We start from the raw sequence: 18,595 nt of genomic DNA, 5'->3' as shown, positions 1-18,595 counted from the left end.
CCCCACCGGCCCGGACCACCCCTCCCACCACCCGCGAACTCCCCGGACACGCCCCGAACTTCCCCTGGCACGACCCTCACCTCAGCTTCGGGTCGAGGGCGTCGCGGACCGCGTCGCCGAGCATGATGAAGGCCAGGACCGTGACGGCCAGGGCGCCCGAGGGCCACAGGAGGGCGTGCGGGGCGTTGCGGACGTAGGGGGAGGCGGCGGAGATGTCGATGCCCCAGGAGACGCTGGGCGGTTTCAACCCCACACCGAGGTACGACAGGGTCGCCTCCAGGGCGATGTAAGTGCCCAGCGCGATCGTCGCCACCACGATCACGGGCGCTACGGCGTTCGGGGCGATGTGGCGCAGCAGGATGCGGGAGTCGGAGGCGCCGAGGGCGCGGGCGGCCTGGACGTAGTCGTTCTGCTTGGCGGTGATGACCGAGCCGCGCGCGATGCGGGAGATCTGCGGCCAGCCGAGCAGCACCATGAACCCGATCACCGGCCAGACCGTGTTGCTCGTCACCACCGACAGCAGGACGAGGCCGCCCAGGACGACCGGGATGGCGAAGAAGATGTCGGTGATCCGGGACAGGACCGAGTCCCAGACACCGCCGAAGTAACCCGCCAGGGCCCCCAGGACCGACCCGAGGACGGCCACCCCGAGCGTCGCCAGCACGCCCACCGTGACCGACGTACGGGCGCCGTACACCGTGCGCGTGTAGACGTTGCAGCCCAGGCCGTCGTACCCGAAGGGCGCGCCCGGGCCCGCGCCGTCCTGGGCCCTGGCGAGGTCGCACTTCAGGGGGCTGCCGGAGGCGATCGCCGAGGGCCACAGGGCGATGAAGACCAGGAAGAGGATGACCAGGCCCGAGAGGACGAAGACGGGGTTGCGGCGCAGGTCCCGCCACGCGTCCGACCAGAGGGAGCGGGGTTTTCCGGCCGGCCCGGTGCCCTCCGGCCCGCCCGGCGTCCGCTCCAGGGTGGCCGCCTCGCTCGCCCCCAGGTCCATCGCCCCGCCCATGCCGGTCCCGGCGATCGCCCCCTCACGCTCGTACGACGGTTCAGGCATAGCGGATCCTCGGGTCGAGCACGGCGTACAGGAGGTCGACGAGGAGGTTGGCGACGAGGAAGACGAGGACGAGGACGGTCACGAAGCCGACGACGGTCTGGGTGTTCTGGCGCAGGATGCCCTGGTAGAGCTGGAAGCCGACGCCATGGATGTTGAAGATCCGCTCGGTGACGATCGCACCGCCCATCAGCGCCCCGATGTCGGCACCGATGAAGGTCACCACGGGGATCAGCGAGTTGCGCAGCAGATGCCGTACGACGACCCGGTGTCCGGGCAGGCCCTTGGCGATCGCCGTACGGACGTAGTCGGCCCGTTTGTTCTCCGCGATGGAGGTACGGGTCAGCCGGGTGACGTAGGCGAGGGAGACGGAGGCGAGGACCAGGCCGGGCACGATCAGCTCGTCGAAGCTTCCGTAGCGCACGGACGGGCTGGTCCACTGCCACTTGATGCCGAGCAGCAGCTGGAGCAGCAGACCGGTGACGAAGGTGGGTACGGAGATCACCACCAGGGTGCCCAGCAGCACCCCGGTGTCGATGGGCCTACCGCGCCTGAGGCCCGTCACCACACCCAGCGTCACGCCGACGACGATCTCGAAGAGGATGGCGACGATCGTGAGCCGGATGGTGACCGGGAACGCCGTCCCCATCAGCTCGGTGACCTTCTGGCCGTTGAAGGCGGTGCCGAAGTCGCCGGTGAAGACGTTGCCCATGTAGGTCGCGTACTGCTGCCAGAGCGGCTTGTCCAAGCCGAACTCCCGCTTGAGCTGGGCGGCGGTCGCCGGGTCGCAGGCCCGCTCGCCGCACAGGCCGGCGATGGGGTCGCCCATCACGTTCACCATCAGGAAGATCAGCAGCGTGGACCCGATGAACACCGGGATCATCTGGATCAGCCGTCTCGCCACATAGCGCCCCATGGGGATCAGCCGACCTTGATCTCGTTGTAGACGGGGACGCTGAAGGGGTTGAGCGTCACGTGGGACAGCCGGTCGGTGTAGCCGGCGCTGCCGTTCTGGTACCAGAGCGGGACGGCGGCCATGTTGTCCCGTACGACGCCCTCGGCCTGCTGGAAGAGCGCGATGGCCTGGGCGGGGTCGGTCTCGGCGTTGGCCCGGTCGACGAGGTGGTCGAACCGCTTGTCCGACCACTTGCCGTCGTTGGAGGAGGCGCCCGTGTAGTACAGCGGCTGCAGGAAGTCCTGGATCAATGGGTAGTCCATCTGCCAGCCGGCCCGGAAGGGTCCGGTCATCTTGTGCTGCGCGATCTGGTTGCGGAAGTCGGCGAAGGTGCCGACCGGGTTGCCGACGCAGGCCCTGTCGTTGTCCAGCGCGTTGTTGATGGAGTTGCACACCGCGTCCACCCATTGCTTGTGCGAGCCCGTGTCCGCGTTGTAGGTGATCGTCAGCCGGCCGCCGGGGATCCCGCCGCCCTCCTGGATCAGCTTCTTGGCCTGCACGGGGTCGTAGTCGCAGGCGTGTCCGCACAGCCCGGCCCGGTAGCCGCCGGCCGCGCCGAGGACCGGGGAGGTCCAGTCGGTGGCCGGGGTGCGGGTGCCCCGGAAGATGGTCTCGGTGATCTGCTTGCGGTTGATCGCCATGGACAGGCCGGTGCGGACCTTCCGTGCCCCGCCGGTGTTCCACTTCGGGTCGTAGTAGGGGAAGGCCAGGGTCTGCAGGATGCCGGCCGGGGTGTTGATGTAGCGGCCGTTCAGGTCGGTCTCGACGTTCTTGAGCTGGGCGGCGGGCACGTCGTCGACCAGGTCGAGGTTGCCGGCCAGCACGTCGGTGTAGGCGGTGTTGTTGTCGGTGTAGACCAGGAGGGTGACCCCGACGTTCCGCGCCGGGTCGGAGCCGGGGTAGGCACCCCACTTCTTCAGGTTCATCGCCGAGCCCCTGGTGTACGACTCGATCTCATAGGGCCCGTTGCCGACCGGCTTCTTCAGCCAGGCGGCGTGGTCGGTGAAGAAGGAGCGGGGCAGCGGGACGAAGGCGTTGTAGCCGAGGGTGTCGGGGAAGCTGGAGAACTTCTGGTTGAGGCGGACGGTGAAGGTGTGGTCGTCGACCACCTTCAGTCCGGACAGGGTGTCGGCGGTCTGGGCGCCGCTGTCGGGGTGGACCTTGTCGTAGCCCTCGATGTAGCCGAAGAAGTACGCGTTCTTCTGGTTGTTCTTCAGGCTCGCGCCGTAGTTCCAGGCGTCCACGAAGGAGTGGGCGGTCACCTTCTCGCCATTCGAGAAGGTCCAGCCGTCCTTCACCTTGATGGTGAAGGTCTGCGAGTCCTTGGTGTCGATGGAGGCGGCGAGCCAGTTCTGGGCCTTGCCGGTCTTCGGGTCGTACTTCTTCAGGCCCCGGAAGATCATGTCGAGGACCTTGCCGCCCTGGACCTCGTTGGTGTTGGCGGGCTCCAGCGGGTTCTGCGGGTCGCCCCAGGAGGAGGTCAGCACCCCGGCGCCGCCGAACCCCTGGCCGCCACCGCAGGCGGTGGCCAGCAGCCCCAGGGCGATCACACAGGCGGCCCATCGGGCGTGCGTGATTCCCCGCATGGCTGCCTCCTCCGCGATCACCAATCCAATACAGGCCAATATCGGCTCATATAGCGCATACGGCACGCCCGCGGCCGGATTGAGGGGCCGTTAGGGGGACAGGTCGACCGAATGCGGGCAACCGTGCGGGCAGCCGCACGGGACGCGTGGACGATCTTGAGGGAACGGCGCAACAGATCTCCGCACAACGATGCCGAAACGTTGGATTGCGACGTGCCGATGTACGCATTTCGGCACTCGAGCGTCCGCATAACGAACTCATTGCCCGCTTAGTCCGGTTGGTCCGATGAAAAGCACGGATTGATTACGGCGTGCTACCCGCGTAGCTACGGATCGATCAAGTGCGAGTAAAGAACGTAAAGACGCAACCAAGGCGGACCAGAATTTATTGACCTTGAATGAATTGCGTTGAAAAAGTCCGGCGTAGCCCGTAGGGGAGCGCCCTGCGGAGTCATCAGACCCTCCCTTGGGCCAGGAGCACCATGACCCCCCCAACTCCATCCGCGGCTGCCCCGCTTGAGGTGACCGACGAGACCGTCGAGAAGTCGACCACTTCGAGCGGTCCGAAGGGCAGCGAGAGCCGGTCCCCGGGGCGGCTCGCCTGGAAGCGCTTCAAGCGCGACAAGACGGGCGTTATATCCGCCTATGTCGTGATCTTCTTCTTCGTGATCGCGATCGCGGCGCCGCTGATTGCGAAGCTGTACGGGAAGAACCCGTACACGACGTACGCGAGCCAGGACCCGAGCCTGCTCAACGCGTTCTCGTACCCGGCGGGCCCCAACGGCGGCATGAGCTCGGACTTCTGGTTCGGGATCGAGCCACAGCTGGGCCGGGACGTCTTCACGTTCCTGCTGTACGCCATCCGCAACTCGCTGGGCCTCGCCCTCGCCGCCACCGTGCTCACGATGGTCATCGGCGTGCTGGTCGGCGTGACCGCGGGCTATCTGGGCGGCAAGACCGACTACTTCGTCGGCCGGGTCATCGACATCGTGCTGTCCATCCCGTCCACGCTGTTCACCATCGCCTTCATGCCGGTCGTCTTCGGCCTGTTCGTCGCCGCCGACGACGACATCCCGACCAGCCTGCGCGCCGTGGTCCTGATCTTCATGCTGACGGTCTTCGGCTGGGCGTCCATCGCTCGTCTGCTGCGCGGCCAGGTCATCGGTCTGCGCGAGCGGGAGTACGTCGAGGCGGCCAAGGTCACGGGCGCGTCCCCGATGCGCATCGTGTTCAAGGAGCTGCTGCCCAACCTGTGGACGCCGATCCTCATCCAGTCCACGCTGATGCTCCCCACGTACGTGACCGCAGAGGCGGGTTTCGCCTTCCTCGGCGTCGGCATGATCGACCCGACGCCGGACTGGGGCGTCATGATCCAGCGCGGCGCCCAGTTCTACACGCAGGACATCACCTTCATGCTCTTCCCGGGCCTGTCGATGGTGATCTTCGTCCTCGCCTTCAACCTCCTCGGTGACTCGGTGCGCGACGCGCTCGACCCGAAGTCCAAGCGGTAATCCACGTTCCACTCCGGCCCGGTTCGACGACGACCGGCTGGTCCCGTCTGTTCCGATCGACCCCCTAGGCAGGCTCACCATGTCCTTTTCCCGTAGAAACTTCCTGATCGCCACCGGTGTCGCGGCGGCCTCGACCTTGGTGCTGAGCGCCTGCAGCAGCAGCAGTGGCGGCGGGTCGGACAAGGTTCCCTCGGTGAGCGGCAGCAAGACCGTCAAGATCGATGTCGGCACCAAGGCCGACTCGACCGGTCCGGCGCCCGAGGTCCCCGGCGCGGTCAAGGGCGGGACGATCTGGTCCCTCGACCAGTTCGACATGGACCACCTGGACCCGGCTCAGATCTACAACTCGACCGAGGCGGCCATCACCGTCCCGGTCCTGCGTGGTCTGACCGGCTACAAGATCGACGACAAGGGCGGTGCCACCCTCGTCGGTGACGCCGCCACGGACGCCGGCACCACGAAGGACGGCGGCAAGACCTGGTCCTTCACGCTCAAGGACGGCCTCAAGTGGGAGGACGGGTCCGACATCACGATGGACGACGTCCGCCACACCTTCGAGCGCATCTTCGCCGACTTCATCACCGAGGGCCCGCGTTACGTCCAGAACTGGCTGGAGGGCTCGAAGGGCTACAAGGGCCCCTACGGCGGCAAGCACCTCGACTCCATCGAGATCTCGGGCAAGACGGTCACCTTCCACCTCAACGAGGCGCGCGGTGACTTCAACTTCACCCTCGCGATGCGCGGTTACGCCCTGGTGCCGAAGAAGCACGACACCAAGGAGAAGTACGACAAGCGTCCGTTCTCCAGCGGCCCGTACAAGATCGCGGACCGTCAGCCGGGCAAGTCGATGACCTTCGTGCGCAACGAGCACTGGGACCCGAAGACGGACTCGATCCGCAACGCCTACCCGGACAAGTTCGTCTTCCAGTTCGGCTTCCAGAACCTGGCGTCCACCGACCGCTACATCGCGGACAAGGGCAACGACCAGTACACGATGTCGATCTTCAACGAGGTCGCTCCGGAGCGCGTGCAGACGGTCCTCACCAACCCGACGCTCAAGAAGCGCGTCCTCATCGAGGTCGACACGGTCACCTACTACTGGCCGATCAACACCAAGCGGATCACGGACGTCAAGGTCCGTCAGGCCATCAACTACGCCTGGCCGCTGCAGCAGCTGCAGACCATCCGCGGCGGCGCGGCCACCAGCGAGATGGCCACCACCGTCTTCAGCCCGGTGATCCCCGGCTACCAGAAGTTCGACCTCTACGGGAAGCTGCAGAAGCCGGGCGGCGACCCGGTCAAGGCGAAGGCCCTGCTGAAGGAGGCCGGCAAGCTCGGCCAGAAGCTGGTCATCGCCTACCAGCAGTCGGACAACTCGGTGAAGCAGGCCGTCGCGATCAAGAACGCGCTGGAGGCGGCCGGCTTCCAGGTCGTCAACAAGCAGGTCGACAAGACGACCTTCTACACGCAGATCAGCAAGCTCGACAACGGCTACGACCTGTTCGCCGCCGGCTGGAGCCCCGACTGGCCCGCCGGTTACTCGGAGTTCTACCTCACCTGGCACGGCAGCCAGATCCACGAGGGCGGCCAGAACTGGGCGCAGCTGAACAACGCCGGTGTCAACAAGGCCATCGACGCCGCCTCGAAGATCACGGACCTGGACAAGGCCAACAAGGCCTGGGGCGACGTCGACCGCCAGATCATGGAGCTGGCGGGCTGTGTCCCGGACTACCACTCCATCCGCAACTGGATGTACGGCTCCAAGGTCGGCCACGTGATCTACGACAGCGCCAACACCTGCGTCGCCCTTTGCAAGCTGTACGCCAAGAAGTAAGCCCGCACGACCCCATGGGGGCGGCCGCGACCCGGCCGCCCCCTCCGGCCCACCCCCCTATCCCGGCGACGGCGCCCCGTCCGGAAAGTCACGCCCCATGTTCCGCTTCCTTGTCCGCCGAGTCTTCGGCGCGCTGGTCATCCTGTTGATCATCAGCGCCGTCACCTTCTGGCTCTTCTACGCCATCCCGCGTGACCCCGCCATGATGTCCTGCGGCAAGAACTGCACGCCCGACATGCTCAAGCAGGTCCGGCACAACCTGGGCATCGATCACCCGCTCCCGGTCCAGTACTGGGACTGGCTCAAGGGCATCTTCGTCGGGCGGGACTACGCGGGCTTCGGCCACTGCAACGCGCCCTGCCTGGGCTACTCCTTCGCCAACCGCGAGCCGGTCCTCGGCACGATCATGGACCGTCTGCCGCTCACCCTCTCGCTCGCCCTCGGCTCCGCCGCCGTCTTCCTGGTCTTCGGCGTCGGCACCGGCATGATCGCCGCCGTCAAGCAGGGCAAGTGGCAGGACAAGGTGGCCAGTTCGGCCTCGCTGGTGGCGTCCTCGCTGCAGATCTACTTCGTCGGTTACATCGCGATGTACTTCCTCGTCGCGAAGCTCGGCATCCTCGACAACCCGTCGTACACGCCGCTCACCGACGACCCCGCCGCCTGGGCCTCCGGACTGCTGCTGCCCTGGCTGGTGCTGGCCCTGATCTGGACCGCCAACTACACCCGTATGACGCGTTCGCAGTTGGTGGAGACGCTCAGCGAGGACTTCGTCCGCACGGCCCGGGCCAAGGGCCTGTCCCGCCGCAACGTCTTCTTCCGGTTCGCCTGGCGTGGCGCCATGGGACCGATCGTCACCATCTTCGGTATCGACCTCGCCACCCTCATCGGTGGCGCGATGATCACCGAGTACACGTTCAGCCTCCAGGGTGTGGGCCGCCTGGCGGTGGACTCCGTGGACAAGAGCGACCTGCCCATGCTGCTCGGCGTCACCATGCTGTCCGCCGGCGCGATCGTGCTCTTCAACATCGTCGTCGACGCCGTCTACGCCCTCATCGACCCGCGGATCCGGCTCGCCTGACCTCCGCCCCACTCCCGACCCCTCGCATCACCCCCCTCAGGAGCGTCCCCGTGACGAGCACCGATCAGCAGCCGTTCCTCTCGATCAAGGACCTGAAGGTCCACTTCTCCACCGAGGACGGCATCGTCAAGGCCGTCGACGGTCTCAGCTTCGACCTCGCCAAGGGCCAGACGCTCGGCATCGTGGGCGAGTCGGGCTCCGGCAAGTCGGTCACCAACCTGACGATCCTGGGCCTCCACGACCGCGACCGGACCGCCATCGAAGGCGAGATCGTCCTCGACGGCAAGGAGCTGCTCACCGCTTCCGAGCGGGAACTGGAGCAGCTGCGCGGCAACAAGATGGCCATGATCTTCCAGGACGCCCTGGCCTCGCTGTCGCCGTACCACACCATCGGCACGCAGATCGGTGAGACGTACCGCAAGCACACGGGCTGCTCCAAGTCCGAGGCTCGTAAGCGCGCCATCGAGATGCTGCGCCGGGTCGGGATCCCGCAGCCGGACATGCGGGTCGACGACTACCCGCACCAGTTCTCCGGCGGTATGCGCCAGCGCGCGATGATCGCGATGGCGCTGGTCTGCGACCCCGAGCTGCTGATCGCGGACGAGCCGACCACGGCCCTCGACGTGACGGTCCAGGCCCAGATCATGGACCTGCTGAAGGACCTGCAGCAGGAGTTCGGCACCGCGATCATCTTCATCACCCACGACCTCGGCGTCATCGCCGACATCGCCGACGACGTGCTGGTGATGTACGGCGGCCGGTGTGTGGAGCGCGGTACCAAGCAGGAGGTGCTCCGCACCCCGGACCACCCCTACACGGTGGGCCTGCTGAACTCGATGCCGAGCCTGCACGGCCCGGTGGACGTGCCGCTGACGCCCATCCCGGGTTCGCCGCCGTCGCTGCTCAACCCGCCGTCCGGGTGCCGCTTCCACCCGCGCTGCGCCTTCACGGAGAAGGTCGCGGGCGGGAAGTGCTCCAGTGACCGACCGCTGCTGGAGGTCGTGGAAGGCCGCGGATCGGCCTGCCACCTCACCACGGAGCAGAAGCGGGAACTCTTCGCCGACCTCGCCGGAACCCGGCACAACTGACGGACAGCAGACGGGACTTCACCACCATGAGCAACACAAACCCCCTCCTGGACGTCTCCGGACTGACCAAGCACTTCCCGATCAAGGGCGGCTTCCCGATCCGGCGTACCGTCGGTGCGGTGCAGGCCGTGGACGGGCTGGACTTCCAGGTGGCCGAGGGCGAGAGCCTGGGCCTGGTCGGCGAGTCGGGCTGCGGCAAGTCGACCACGGGCCGCCTGATCACCCGCCTCCTCGAACCGACCGGCGGCAAGATCACCTACCGCGGGCAGGACATCACGCACGCGGGCCGCAAGGACCTGGCGCCGATCCGCTCCGAGATCCAGATGATCTTCCAGGACCCGTACGCCTCGCTGAACCCGCGGCAGACGGTCGGCAAGATCATCTCCGGGCCGATGGAGATCAACGGCATCAACCCGCCCGGCGGCCGCGAGAACCGGGTCCGCGAGCTCCTGGAGATCGTGGGCCTCAACCCGGAGCACTTCAACCGCTTCCCGCACGAGTTCTCCGGCGGCCAGCGCCAGCGCATCGGCGTGGCCCGCGCGCTGGCCCTGGAGCCGAAGCTGATCGTCGCCGACGAGCCGGTCTCGGCCCTGGACGTCTCGATCCAGGCCCAGGTCGTCAACCTCCTCCAGAAGGTCCAGCAGGAACTCGGCATCGCCTTCGTCTTCATCGCCCACGACCTCGCGATCGTCCGCCACTTCTCGCAGCGCGTGGCCGTGATGTACCTCGGCAAGATCGTGGAGATCGCCGACCGCGAGGACCTGTACGGCAACCCGCGCCACCCGTACACGCGGGCGCTGCTGTCCGCCGTACCGGAGGCGACGGTGGACGAGGAGCCGCGCGAGCGCATCCGCCTGGCCGGCGACGTGCCCTCCCCGATCAACCCGCCCTCGGGCTGCCGCTTCCGCACCCGCTGCTGGAAGGCGACGGAGAAGTGCGCGACGGAGGCACCGGCGCTGGTGCAGGTGGAGGGCAACAAGCCGGGCCACCTCACGGCGTGCCACTATCCTGAGACGGCGGACGCCATCCCGGCCCCCCGCCTCGCCAAGGACCCCGAGGCCGCGGTCTGACACACCCCTTTTTCGTCAGCCGCCCCTCGCGGAACGGACTTTCACCGGCCCATTGACCCGAGCCCCTGAACGTCCGCTTCCAGGGGACGAAGGCCCGCGCCTCCCCAAGGTGCGGGCCTTCGTCATACCCGAGCGCGGTCCACCCCAGGGCTCTCGCAGAAAGGGACCGATTGGCAGACATGCGCCACCGGAAGCCGGGCCCTATGGCGATTTCTCGAAGAGAAGCCTCCGCCCCGCTGACACACCTGGCTCAAATCTGCCATTTCCCTCCACCAGCGGCTCGCCGCTGAGCCGACCCGGCGTGCACGCGAGACGCGACCGCGTCCCCACCCCCACAGCGGCGACTCAGCCCGCTGAGGGCCCGACGCCGCCCAGGCCCACCGCTCTTCCGGGCCGCTCGCTCGCTTCCTCCCCGGGCTGGAGCGAGGTGTGTCAAGGGTGGCCCGGAGGGCCATCGGCGTCAGCCGACGCGGGAGTGGAGTGCAGCGGAACGGAAGCGCCCTTGACTCACCTCGCGGAGGCACGACACTGACCGAGAAGCGAGCGGCCCTACGGCCACCTGCTCACTCCGTGACGAACAACTCCGCCGCGTTGGTGGCGTGTACTGCGCGCTGAGGTGCCTTCCTCACGCACCTGCTCGGCGAGCGGGTGTCGCCAGAAGTACTGGATCGCCGTCATCAGGTCCCTCCACATCTGCTTCGCCTGGGGGTCGGCCAGGCAGGAGTCGACGAACTGCACGAAGACTGCGGCACTGTCGGGGTCGATGGTCCGCAGGGCGGCGGCCAGGGATTCCAGCATGGCCTCAGCCTGCCGTCCACGCCCGTGTGTCATCGCCGAGAGCACGGCAAGGGTTTCCCGCCCACCGCCTTCGCCCCCTTCATCCACTCCCTGAAGTACACCCGCCCCACCAAGAGTTGAGACTCGCTCAAGAACTGCACCGGATCCTGACGCACCGTTCAACATGGTGTGTCAGACTGCCGCGGTGGTGGATCACGTGTTTGCCGATCTCTCGCTCGCCGCGCTGTACGACAGCCTCAACTCCTGGGGCGCGGACAGCGACTTCTACCTCGGTCTGGTGCGGGAGGCCCGTTCGGTGCTGGACATCGGGTGCGGCACGGGGCAGTTACTGCGGCGGGCGCGGGCCGAGGGGCATCAAGGGCGGTTGATGGGGCTGGATCCGGCCGCGGCCATGCTCGTACAGGCGCGGCGGGCCCGGCCCGACATCGAGTGGGTGCTCGGGGATGTGCGGGTGCGCCGGTGGCAGGGGGAGTTCGACCTCGTCATCATGACCGGGCACGCGTTCCAGGAGCTGGTGTCGGACGAGGAGATCCGGGTGTGTCTCCGCGCCGCCCGCGCGGCCCTCGCCGACGGGGGACGGTTCGTGTTCGAGACCCGCAATCCGGGCGCCCGCGCCTGGGAGCGGTGGACTCCGGACCGGGTGCACGAGATCACCGCCGCCGACGGCACCCCCGTGCGGGTGTGGCACGAGGTCCAGGGTGACGGGCTCCGCGGGGGCCGGGTGCGCTTCACGGAGACCTACGACAGTGACCGCTGGCCCGCTCCCCGGGTCAGCCACAGCGTGCTCCGCTTTCTGGACTCCGAGGCACTGGAGCGCCACCTCGCCGACGCCGGCCTCACGGTCGTCGAGCAGTACGGGGACTGGGGGCGGGAGCCGCTGACCCCCGCCAGCCCCGAGATCATCACCGTGGCCATGGCGGCCCACTAGGGCCTGTCCGGCGGATCAAGTCGGAGGGAAGAAACGGGGCCTGATCAACGCAGGTGAGCGGGGGCTGGCGCGTCGGCGGCCGACGACAACGCCGCCGGGGGTGCCCCCACGCCCTGAAGGCAGTGGCGGAGGGCGTGCCGGCCCCCGCGTCTCCGGCATGATCCGCCGGACAGGCCCTAGTCCTCGCCGGATCCGGCGGAGTCCTCCAGCGCCGCCAGCGCCGGATCCAGCACGATGTCCTCGTCCCGGGCCTCGGTCGTCGGCTCCTCCGGGAAGTGGCAGGCCGTCAGGTGACCGTCGCGGTTGCCGGAGATCTGGACCAGCGGCGGTTCCTCCGTCGCGCACTTGTCCTGGGCCTTCCAGCAGCGGGTGCGGAAGCGGCAGCCGGAGGGCGGGGAGATCGGGGACGGGACGTCGCCGGCCAGGCGGATGCGTTCGCGCCCGGCGGTGTCGTCCTGGGTGAGGTTCACTTCAGGGACGGCGGACAGCAGGGCGTGGGTGTACGGGTGGCGCGGCCGGGTGTAGATGGAGTCGCGGTCGCCCACCTCGATGATCTTGCCGAGGTACATGACCGCGACGCGCTGCGAGAAGTGCCGGACCACCGCGAGGTCGTGGGCGATGAAGACGAACGCGATCCCCAGCTCGTCCTGGACCTTCTGGAGCAGGTTCACCACCTGGGCCTGGATCGAGACGTCCAGGGCGGAGACCGGCTCGTCCGCCACGATCAGCTTGGGCTCCAGGGCCAACGCCCTCGCCACGCCGATGCGTTGCCGCTGGCCGCCGGAGAACTCGTGCGGGAAGCGGTTGTAGTGCTCGGGGTTGAGGCCGACGATCTCCAGGAGTTCGCGGACCCGCTTCTCCCGGCCGCCCTCCGGCTCGATCCCGTTGATCTCCATCGGGCCCGAGATGATCTTGCCGACCGTCTGCCGCGGGTTCAGCGACGAGTACGGGTCCTGGAAGATCATCTGGATCTCGGAGCGGATCGGGGCCAGCTCCTTGCGCGTCGCGCGGCTGATGTCCCGGCCGCGGTAGCTGATCGTGCCGCCGGTCGGCTCCAGCAGGCGCGTGATCAGCCGGCCCGTGGTCGACTTGCCGCAACCCGACTCGCCGACCAGGCCGAAGCTCTCCCCCGCGTGCACGGTGATGTCGACGCCGTCCACGGCCTGCACCGCGCCGATGGTCCGGCGGATCGGGAAGCCGCCCTTGACGGGGAAGTGCTTGGTCAGCCCGGAGACCTCCAGCAGCGGCTCCCCGTCCGCGCCGGCGCCCTTCTCGCTCGGGGCCGGGAGGACGATGTCCTCTGTCATGACGTTGTCCTCCTAGGACGTACGACGGCTACGACGACCTAGCCCAGACGGGGCTTGATCTCTTCGATGAAGATGGTCCGCTTCTGCTCCTCCGTGAGATGGCACGCGGAGGCCCGGTCCGGCGCCAGCAGCGGGCGCTCGCCCACACAGCGGCCCGTGCCCTCGACCCGCTCCGGATAGGTGCAGCGGGGGTGGAAGCGGCAGCCGGACGGCGGGGTGAGCAGCGAGGGCGGGGTGCCAGGGATCGGGGAGAGCTGGGCGCCGAGGTCGGAGTCCAGGCGCGGCATCGAGTTCAGCAGGCCCCAGGTGTAGGGGTGCCGCGGAGACCTGAGCACCTCGTCGGTGGTGCCCCGCTCCACCGCGCCGCCCGCGTACATCACCATGATGTCGTCGGCCATGTCGGCGATCACCCCCAGGTCGTGGGTGATGAAGATGATGCCGGATCCGAACTCCTGTTGCAGGTCCTTGAGGAGATCGAGGATCTGCGCCTGGACCGTCACGTCCAGGGCCGTCGTCGGCTCGTCGGCGATCAGCAGGTCGGGGTCGCAGACCAGGGCCATGGCGATCATCGCGCGCTGGCGCATACCGCCGGAGAACTGGTGCGGGTAGTCCTTCACCCGTTCCCTGGGGTTCGGGATGCCGACCTTGCCGAGCATCTCCACCGCGCGCTCCCAGGCCACCTTCTTGGAGGCGCCGGTGTGCTTCATGTACGGCTCGGCGATCTGCCGGCCGACGGTGTAGTACGGGGAGAGCGCGGTGAGCGGGTCCTGGAAGATCATGGCGACCTTGTTGCCGCGCAGCTTCTCCAGCTCCGACTCGCGGGCCGTGGTCAACTCCCGGCCGTCCAGGAGGATTTCACCCTCGACCGTGGTGAACATGGGGTTGTGCAGGCCGAGGATGGTCAGGTTGGTCACCGACTTGCCCGAGCCGGACTCCCCCACGATGCCCAGCGTCCTGCCGCGCTCCAGATCGAAGGAGAGCCCGTCCACGGCCCGTACGACGCCGTCCTCGGTCTTGAAGCTGACGTGCAGGTCCCGGACCGAGAGGAGGGGGCCCGTGCCGGCCGGGGTCGGAGCACCGGCTGTCTTGGTCTGAGTGGTCACGGCAGTGCTCCTAGGACAGCCGCACGCGCGGGTCGATGAAGGCGTACGCGGCGTCGACGACGATGTTGAACAGCAGGATCATGCTGGCGGAGAAGAGCATCACGCCGAGCAGCAGCGGCAGGTCGCTGAAGAAGACGGACTGCACGGCGAGGTTGCCGAGCCCCGGCAGGCCGAAGGTGTACTCGGTGATGATGGCGCCGCCGAACAGCGAGCCGAGGTCGATGCCGAAGATGGTGACGATCGGGATCAGCGAACCGCGCCAGGCGTAGCGGAAGAAGACGTAGGTCCGGGACATGCCCTTGGCGCGGGCGGTGCGGACGTGTTCCTCCTGGAGCTGTTCGATCATCGAGGACCGCGCCATACGGGTGTACTGCGCGGCGAAGATCGTGGACAGGACCACCCAGGGGATGATCAGGCCGGTGAACCAGGTGAGGGGGTCGTGGGTGAACTCGTTGTAGGCGGGCTTGTCGAACCAGTGGGTCTGGTAGACGAGGATCGCCAGGGCCAGCGGGCCGAGGAAGTAGATCTGCAGCGAACTGATGACCATGGCACCCGCGGTGGCCGTCTTGTCGATCAGTGTGCCGCGCCGCCAGGCGGCGAGCAGCCCGGTGCCGAGGCCGACGAGCAGGAAGCACACGGCCGCGCCCAGGGTGAGCGAGACGGTGGTGGGCAGCCGGTCCATCAGCGTGGCCCAGACCTGCTCGTTGGTGTGGTACGAGTAGCCGAAGCAGGGGGCGGGGCACGGGCCCTGGGCGAACTGGCTGCTGCCCAGGAACAGGTTGTGCAGGAAGATCCAGTACTGCTCGGTGATGGGTTTGTCCAGGCCGAGCACATGGTGGATGTTCGCGATGCTGTCCGGGTTGCAGGTCTTGCCGCACATCATCAGCGCCGGGTCCCGGGGCACCCCGAAGAACAGCACGAACGTGACGATGCTCAGCAGGAACAGAATGACGACGGCACCGATGATCCGGCGGACGAGGAAGCGCAGCATGACAGGGCAGCTCTCAGACGTCGGCGGCCTTCGCGGCGCCCGGCGCGCCCCGGTTGAGGGAGCGCGCCGGGTACCGGGCGGGGACGGTTACTTGATGAAGAGGCGACGAGGGTCGACGCCGCCGATCACGTCGTCGTAGACGAGGCCGCCGACCTTGGAACCGGCGATCTGGGTCTGCTTGTAGTACGCGGTCGGGACGACGTTGACGCTGTCCTTCACGATGTACTGGTCGAGCTTCTCCCACTCGGCGGCGGACTTGACCGGGTCGGTGATCTTGTTGATCCGGTCGATCTCGCTGTTGATCTTCGGGTCGTTGACCTGCGAGTAGTTCTGCGCACCGTCGGCGATCACGCGGCCGTCGTACAGCGGCGGGAGCACGGTCGAGGCGGACGGCCAGTCGGCGCCCCACGCGGTGTGGAAGATGTCGTAGTTGTTGTTCAGCTTGGAGACCTGGTCGTAGTAGGTCTCGGCCGGGATCTCCTGGCGCTGGACGTTGAAGCCGGCCTTCTGCAGGCCCGCCGCCATGGCGGTGGAGTACTGCTGGCCCTCGGGGGTGTTGATGTAGCCGAAGGTCAGCTTCATGTTGAGCTTGCCGGCCTTCTTCAGCAGCTCCTTGGCCTTCTCCGGGTCACCGGCGGGCTTCTTCTTCTTGCCCCACGGGTCGAAGGAGGGGTCGTAGCCGGAGACGGTCGGGGAGATCAGGCCGCCCGCGACCTCCATGGCGTCGGTGCCGCCGTAGGCGCGCACGAACGGGGTGACCGGCAGCGCGTAGGCGATGGCCTCGCGGACCGTCTTGTCCTTCATGGCCGGGTGGCTCATGTTGATGTTCATCTGGCCGACGTACGGCTGGTAGCCGGAGACCGTGCGGGACTTCATCTTCGGGTCCTTGAGGACCTGGGACAGGTTGCCCGCGTCGACCTGGTTGTTGAAGCTGATGCCGGCCTGGTCGGCGCCGCTGTCGGCGAGCAGGGCCTTGGTGGAGGTCTCGAACTGCTGGTTGAACGAGATGTTGAACTGGTCCACGTACTGGTGGCGGATCGGGTCCGTCTTCGGGTCCCAGTTGGTGTTCTTGACCAGCACCATCGACTTGCCGGACTTGAAGGACTGGATCTTGTACGGGCCGGTCACCAGCGGTGCCTTGTCGTACTTCTGCTTGGTGTCGCCCTTCTGGGAGACCACCGAGTAGCCCGCCATCGCCAGCGCGTAGGGCAGGTCGGGGTGCGGGGTCTTGAAGTGGAAGACGACGGTTTTGTCGTCCGGGGTCTCCAGGACGGAGTCGGGCAGATGCTTGCCCTTGTACGGGCCGTCCGGCAGCAGCTTGCGGTAGGCGGCGCCGGAGGTGCCCGCGAGCCACTGCTGGATGTAGGTGGGACCCTGGTTGATGAACGGCGCGAAGAGCCGCTCGAAGGTCTGGCGGACGTCCTTGGACGTGATCGGCGTGCCGTCCTGGAACTTGATGCCGTCCTTGAGCGTGTACTTCCAGGTCTTGCCGCCGTCGGTGGTGGTGCCGGAGTCGGTGGCGAGGTCGCCGACCACCTCGTGCTTGCTGCCGTCGTCGCTCGTGGCCTTGTAGCCGGTCAGGCCTCTGTGCAGCAGCTGGGCGACCGACATCTGGTCGGAGACGTATATCTGCCCCGGGTCGAGGTGCGCGTACGAGTCCCGCTGCAGCACCTCCATGGTGCCGCCGGACTTGGCGCCGGGCACGGGCGTCGCCGGGCCGGTGGACTCGGCCGCGTCGCCGAACTTGATCGACGCCTGCTGGCGTTTGGCGTCCTGCTGGTCCTTCTTGTCGTTGCCGCCGGAGTCGCTGCCGCCCTTGCTGCAACCGGTGAGCACGAGAGCCCCGGCGGCGAGCACGGAGAGCGCGGCGTATGTGTGGCGTCCGCCCCTACTCATCACGAAATTTCCCACCCATCCTTGAAAACTGACGTTTCGTGTGGTTGACGTACTGCGGTCAGCGCGCGGTCTTGGGATCGAAGGCGTCCCTGACCGAGTCCCCGAGCAGGTTGAACGCGACGACGAAGATGATCATCGAAACGCCGGGGAAGAACATGTAGGTGATGTCGTTCTGCATCACCAGTTCGGTGGACGCCTTGGAGAACATCTGCCCCCAGTCCGGCGTCGGTTCGACGATGCCGACGCCCAGGAAGGACAGACCGGCCTCGGCCGTCACGAAACCGGGCAGCAGATACGTCGCCTGCACCAGCAGTGGCGTGACGACGTTCGGCAGGATCTCCTTGCGGATGATCCGCCACGAGGAGGCACCGCTGACCCGGGCCGCCTCGATGAACTCCCGCTCCCGCAGGGCGAGTGCGGTGCCGCGCAGGATACGGCCGAGACCCATCCAGCCCAGGAACCACTGGACGATGATCAGGGCCACCACCCGGACATAGGTGGGGGTCTCGTCGCGGGGACTGACGAACAGCGACACCACGACCGGCATGCTCGCGATGAAGAACAGCTGCGCCGGGAAGGCCAGCAGGAAGTCAATGACCCGGCCGATGAAGTAGTCGGTCCTGCCGCCGACATAGCCGGCGGTGACGCCGAGCAGAATGCCGGTCAGAACGACCGCGACGGTGACCGCGACCGAGATCATCAGCGAGGTGCGGATGCCGTAGATCAGCTTGGTGAAGACGTCGTAGCCGTTGCCGGGTTCGAGTCCGAACCAGAAATCGCCGCTGATACCGCCGTTGGGCTGCACCGGCACGCCGGCGCTGTCGAACAGCTCCGGTCGCTCGTCCGCGTACACCGTGTACGGGTTCTTGCCGTACAGCTTGGAGATCAGCGGGGCGAGCAGGCCGATCAGGAAGAAGAAGCCCACGACGTAGGCCGAGATCACGCCGGTGCGGTCGCGCTTGAAGCGCATCCACATCAGCTGGCCGGGAGACCGGCCTTCGAGCTTGACGGCTTCGCCCTTCGCCTCCGGCCCTGGTTCGCCGTCGACGACGACCGAAGTCCCGCCGCCCTCAATGTCGATAGGACTTGTCACGGTTCGTCCGTTTCAAGGTATGAGTGACTCCACGCGTTCACCAACAAGAGAGGGTTTCCGTCTTCCCTCCGACACCCCTGACGGAGGGACAGACACCCCCTGGTGCTCGTGAGTCGGCACTGTCCCCACAGTGCGAGACCCATTGACCCGAGCGCTTCGCGGCTAACTATCTGCCATGGGTCGACCACCGACCACTGCCCGTAGATCTCAATTCAGTCACGGATCGCCGCTAAAGCTTCCAATATCTGGACAAACCGTTCGACGGAAGAGGGCACGAAACGGACTTGTTACTTGGCTATCGGG

Annotated in this window: 14 protein-coding genes and 1 pseudogene; 6 read left to right on the top strand and 9 right to left on the bottom strand. The window is 67.3% G+C overall.

Features of this window, described 5'->3' with window-relative positions:
* Nucleotides 1-76: 76 nt before the first annotated feature.
* Genes ACWC0C_RS11340 through ACWC0C_RS11330 form a run of 3 tightly spaced genes read right to left on the bottom strand, consistent with a single transcriptional unit; the run spans nucleotide 77 to nucleotide 3,595 of the window.
* On the bottom strand, nucleotides 77-1,057 hold the full coding sequence (locus tag ACWC0C_RS11340; protein ID WP_449201354.1) for an ABC transporter permease: 981 nt from the start codon (nucleotides 1,055-1,057) through the stop codon (nucleotides 77-79).
* Entirely contained in the window at nucleotides 1,050-1,970 is a 921-nt protein-coding gene (locus ACWC0C_RS11335; protein WP_449201353.1) for an ABC transporter permease, read from the bottom strand. The genes ACWC0C_RS11340 and ACWC0C_RS11335 overlap by 8 nt, the downstream gene beginning before the upstream one ends.
* A 5-nt stretch (nucleotides 1,971-1,975) precedes the next feature.
* Nucleotides 1,976-3,595, bottom strand: a complete 1,620-nt coding sequence (locus ACWC0C_RS11330; protein ID WP_450863369.1) for a peptide ABC transporter substrate-binding protein — start codon at nucleotides 3,593-3,595, stop codon at nucleotides 1,976-1,978.
* A 482-nt stretch (nucleotides 3,596-4,077) separates the two neighbouring features.
* Here ACWC0C_RS11330 and ACWC0C_RS11325 point away from each other — a divergent pair, with 482 nt between their 5' ends.
* The 5 genes from ACWC0C_RS11325 (at nucleotide 4,078) to ACWC0C_RS11305 (ending at nucleotide 10,176) form a co-directional block, all read left to right on the top strand.
* Complete coding sequence (locus ACWC0C_RS11325; RefSeq protein ID WP_450863367.1) at nucleotides 4,078-5,106, top strand: ABC transporter permease; 1,029 nt, start codon at nucleotides 4,078-4,080, stop codon at nucleotides 5,104-5,106.
* A gap of 79 nt (nucleotides 5,107-5,185) precedes the next feature.
* On the top strand, nucleotides 5,186-6,940 hold the full coding sequence (locus ACWC0C_RS11320) for an ABC transporter substrate-binding protein (RefSeq protein WP_450863365.1): 1,755 nt from the start codon (nucleotides 5,186-5,188) through the stop codon (nucleotides 6,938-6,940).
* Between the two features lie 97 nt (nucleotides 6,941-7,037).
* Nucleotides 7,038-8,018, top strand: coding sequence for an ABC transporter permease (locus ACWC0C_RS11315; protein WP_449201348.1), 981 nt, complete (start codon nucleotides 7,038-7,040; stop codon nucleotides 8,016-8,018).
* Between the two features lie 50 nt (nucleotides 8,019-8,068).
* A complete protein-coding gene (locus ACWC0C_RS11310) occupies nucleotides 8,069-9,106 on the top strand; it encodes an ABC transporter ATP-binding protein (protein ID WP_450863363.1) in 1,038 nt (345 codons plus the stop codon).
* Nucleotides 9,107-9,132: 26 nt separating this feature from the next.
* On the top strand, nucleotides 9,133-10,176 hold the full coding sequence (locus ACWC0C_RS11305; RefSeq protein ID WP_449201346.1) for an ABC transporter ATP-binding protein: 1,044 nt from the start codon (nucleotides 9,133-9,135) through the stop codon (nucleotides 10,174-10,176).
* Between the two features lie 618 nt (nucleotides 10,177-10,794).
* Here the strand turns inward: ACWC0C_RS11305 and ACWC0C_RS11300 are convergent.
* A pseudogene (locus ACWC0C_RS11300) lies at nucleotides 10,795-11,028 on the bottom strand (hypothetical protein); the annotation flags it as partial.
* A 130-nt stretch (nucleotides 11,029-11,158) separates the two neighbouring features.
* On the opposite strand from ACWC0C_RS11300, the gene ACWC0C_RS11295 reads away from it, so the two are divergent.
* Nucleotides 11,159-11,902 carry a class I SAM-dependent methyltransferase gene (locus ACWC0C_RS11295; protein WP_450863361.1) on the top strand — a complete coding sequence of 248 codons (744 nt, stop codon included), beginning with the start codon at nucleotides 11,159-11,161 and terminating at the stop codon, nucleotides 11,900-11,902.
* Nucleotides 11,903-12,078: 176 nt separating this feature from the next.
* Here the strand turns inward: ACWC0C_RS11295 and ACWC0C_RS11290 are convergent, their stop codons facing one another.
* The 5 genes from ACWC0C_RS11290 to ACWC0C_RS11270 all read right to left on the bottom strand — a co-directional run bounded on the left by ACWC0C_RS11290 (nucleotide 12,079) and on the right by ACWC0C_RS11270 (nucleotide 18,292).
* Nucleotides 12,079-13,209 carry an ABC transporter ATP-binding protein gene (locus ACWC0C_RS11290; protein WP_449195708.1) on the bottom strand — a complete coding sequence of 377 codons (1,131 nt, stop codon included), beginning with the start codon at nucleotides 13,207-13,209 and terminating at the stop codon, nucleotides 12,079-12,081.
* Nucleotides 13,210-13,247: 38 nt separating this feature from the next.
* Nucleotides 13,248-14,312, bottom strand: a complete 1,065-nt coding sequence (locus ACWC0C_RS11285; RefSeq protein WP_449195709.1) for an ABC transporter ATP-binding protein — start codon at nucleotides 14,310-14,312, stop codon at nucleotides 13,248-13,250.
* A gap of 10 nt (nucleotides 14,313-14,322) precedes the next feature.
* Nucleotides 14,323-15,303, bottom strand: a complete 981-nt coding sequence (locus tag ACWC0C_RS11280) for an ABC transporter permease (RefSeq protein ID WP_450863359.1) — start codon at nucleotides 15,301-15,303, stop codon at nucleotides 14,323-14,325.
* 87 nt (nucleotides 15,304-15,390) lie between these two features.
* The gene (locus ACWC0C_RS11275; protein ID WP_450863357.1) at nucleotides 15,391-17,199 is read right to left on the bottom strand and encodes an ABC transporter substrate-binding protein; all 1,809 of its coding nucleotides are present in this window, start codon (nucleotides 17,197-17,199) and stop codon (nucleotides 15,391-15,393) included.
* Nucleotides 17,200-17,257: 58 nt separating this feature from the next.
* Nucleotides 17,258-18,292, bottom strand: a complete 1,035-nt coding sequence (locus ACWC0C_RS11270; protein ID WP_449195712.1) for an ABC transporter permease — start codon at nucleotides 18,290-18,292, stop codon at nucleotides 17,258-17,260.
* Between the last annotated feature and the right edge of the window lie 303 nt (nucleotides 18,293-18,595).

It is taken from the genome of Streptomyces sp. NPDC001709 (assembly GCF_053596375.1).
The sequence above is the reverse complement of the archived record's forward strand: the minus strand, read 5'-3'. Positions and strand labels throughout refer to the sequence as shown.

Coding starts and splice junctions, on each gene's coding strand:
- ACWC0C_RS11340 (WP_449201354.1), bottom strand. CDS start 1,057: ATGCCTGAACCGTCGTACGAGCGTGAGGGGGCGATCGCCGGGACCGGC.
- ACWC0C_RS11335 (WP_449201353.1), bottom strand. CDS start 1,970: ATGGGGCGCTATGTGGCGAGACGGCTGATCCAGATGATCCCGGTGTTC.
- ACWC0C_RS11330 (WP_450863369.1), bottom strand. CDS start 3,595: ATGCGGGGAATCACGCACGCCCGATGGGCCGCCTGTGTGATCGCCCTG.
- ACWC0C_RS11325 (WP_450863367.1), top strand. CDS start 4,078: ATGACCCCCCCAACTCCATCCGCGGCTGCCCCGCTTGAGGTGACCGAC.
- ACWC0C_RS11320 (WP_450863365.1), top strand. CDS start 5,186: ATGTCCTTTTCCCGTAGAAACTTCCTGATCGCCACCGGTGTCGCGGCG.
- ACWC0C_RS11315 (WP_449201348.1), top strand. CDS start 7,038: ATGTTCCGCTTCCTTGTCCGCCGAGTCTTCGGCGCGCTGGTCATCCTG.
- ACWC0C_RS11305 (WP_449201346.1), top strand. CDS start 9,133: ATGAGCAACACAAACCCCCTCCTGGACGTCTCCGGACTGACCAAGCAC.
- ACWC0C_RS11290 (WP_449195708.1), bottom strand. CDS start 13,209: ATGACAGAGGACATCGTCCTCCCGGCCCCGAGCGAGAAGGGCGCCGGC.
- ACWC0C_RS11280 (WP_450863359.1), bottom strand. CDS start 15,303: ATGCTGCGCTTCCTCGTCCGCCGGATCATCGGTGCCGTCGTCATTCTG.
- ACWC0C_RS11275 (WP_450863357.1), bottom strand. CDS start 17,199: ATGAGTAGGGGCGGACGCCACACATACGCCGCGCTCTCCGTGCTCGCC.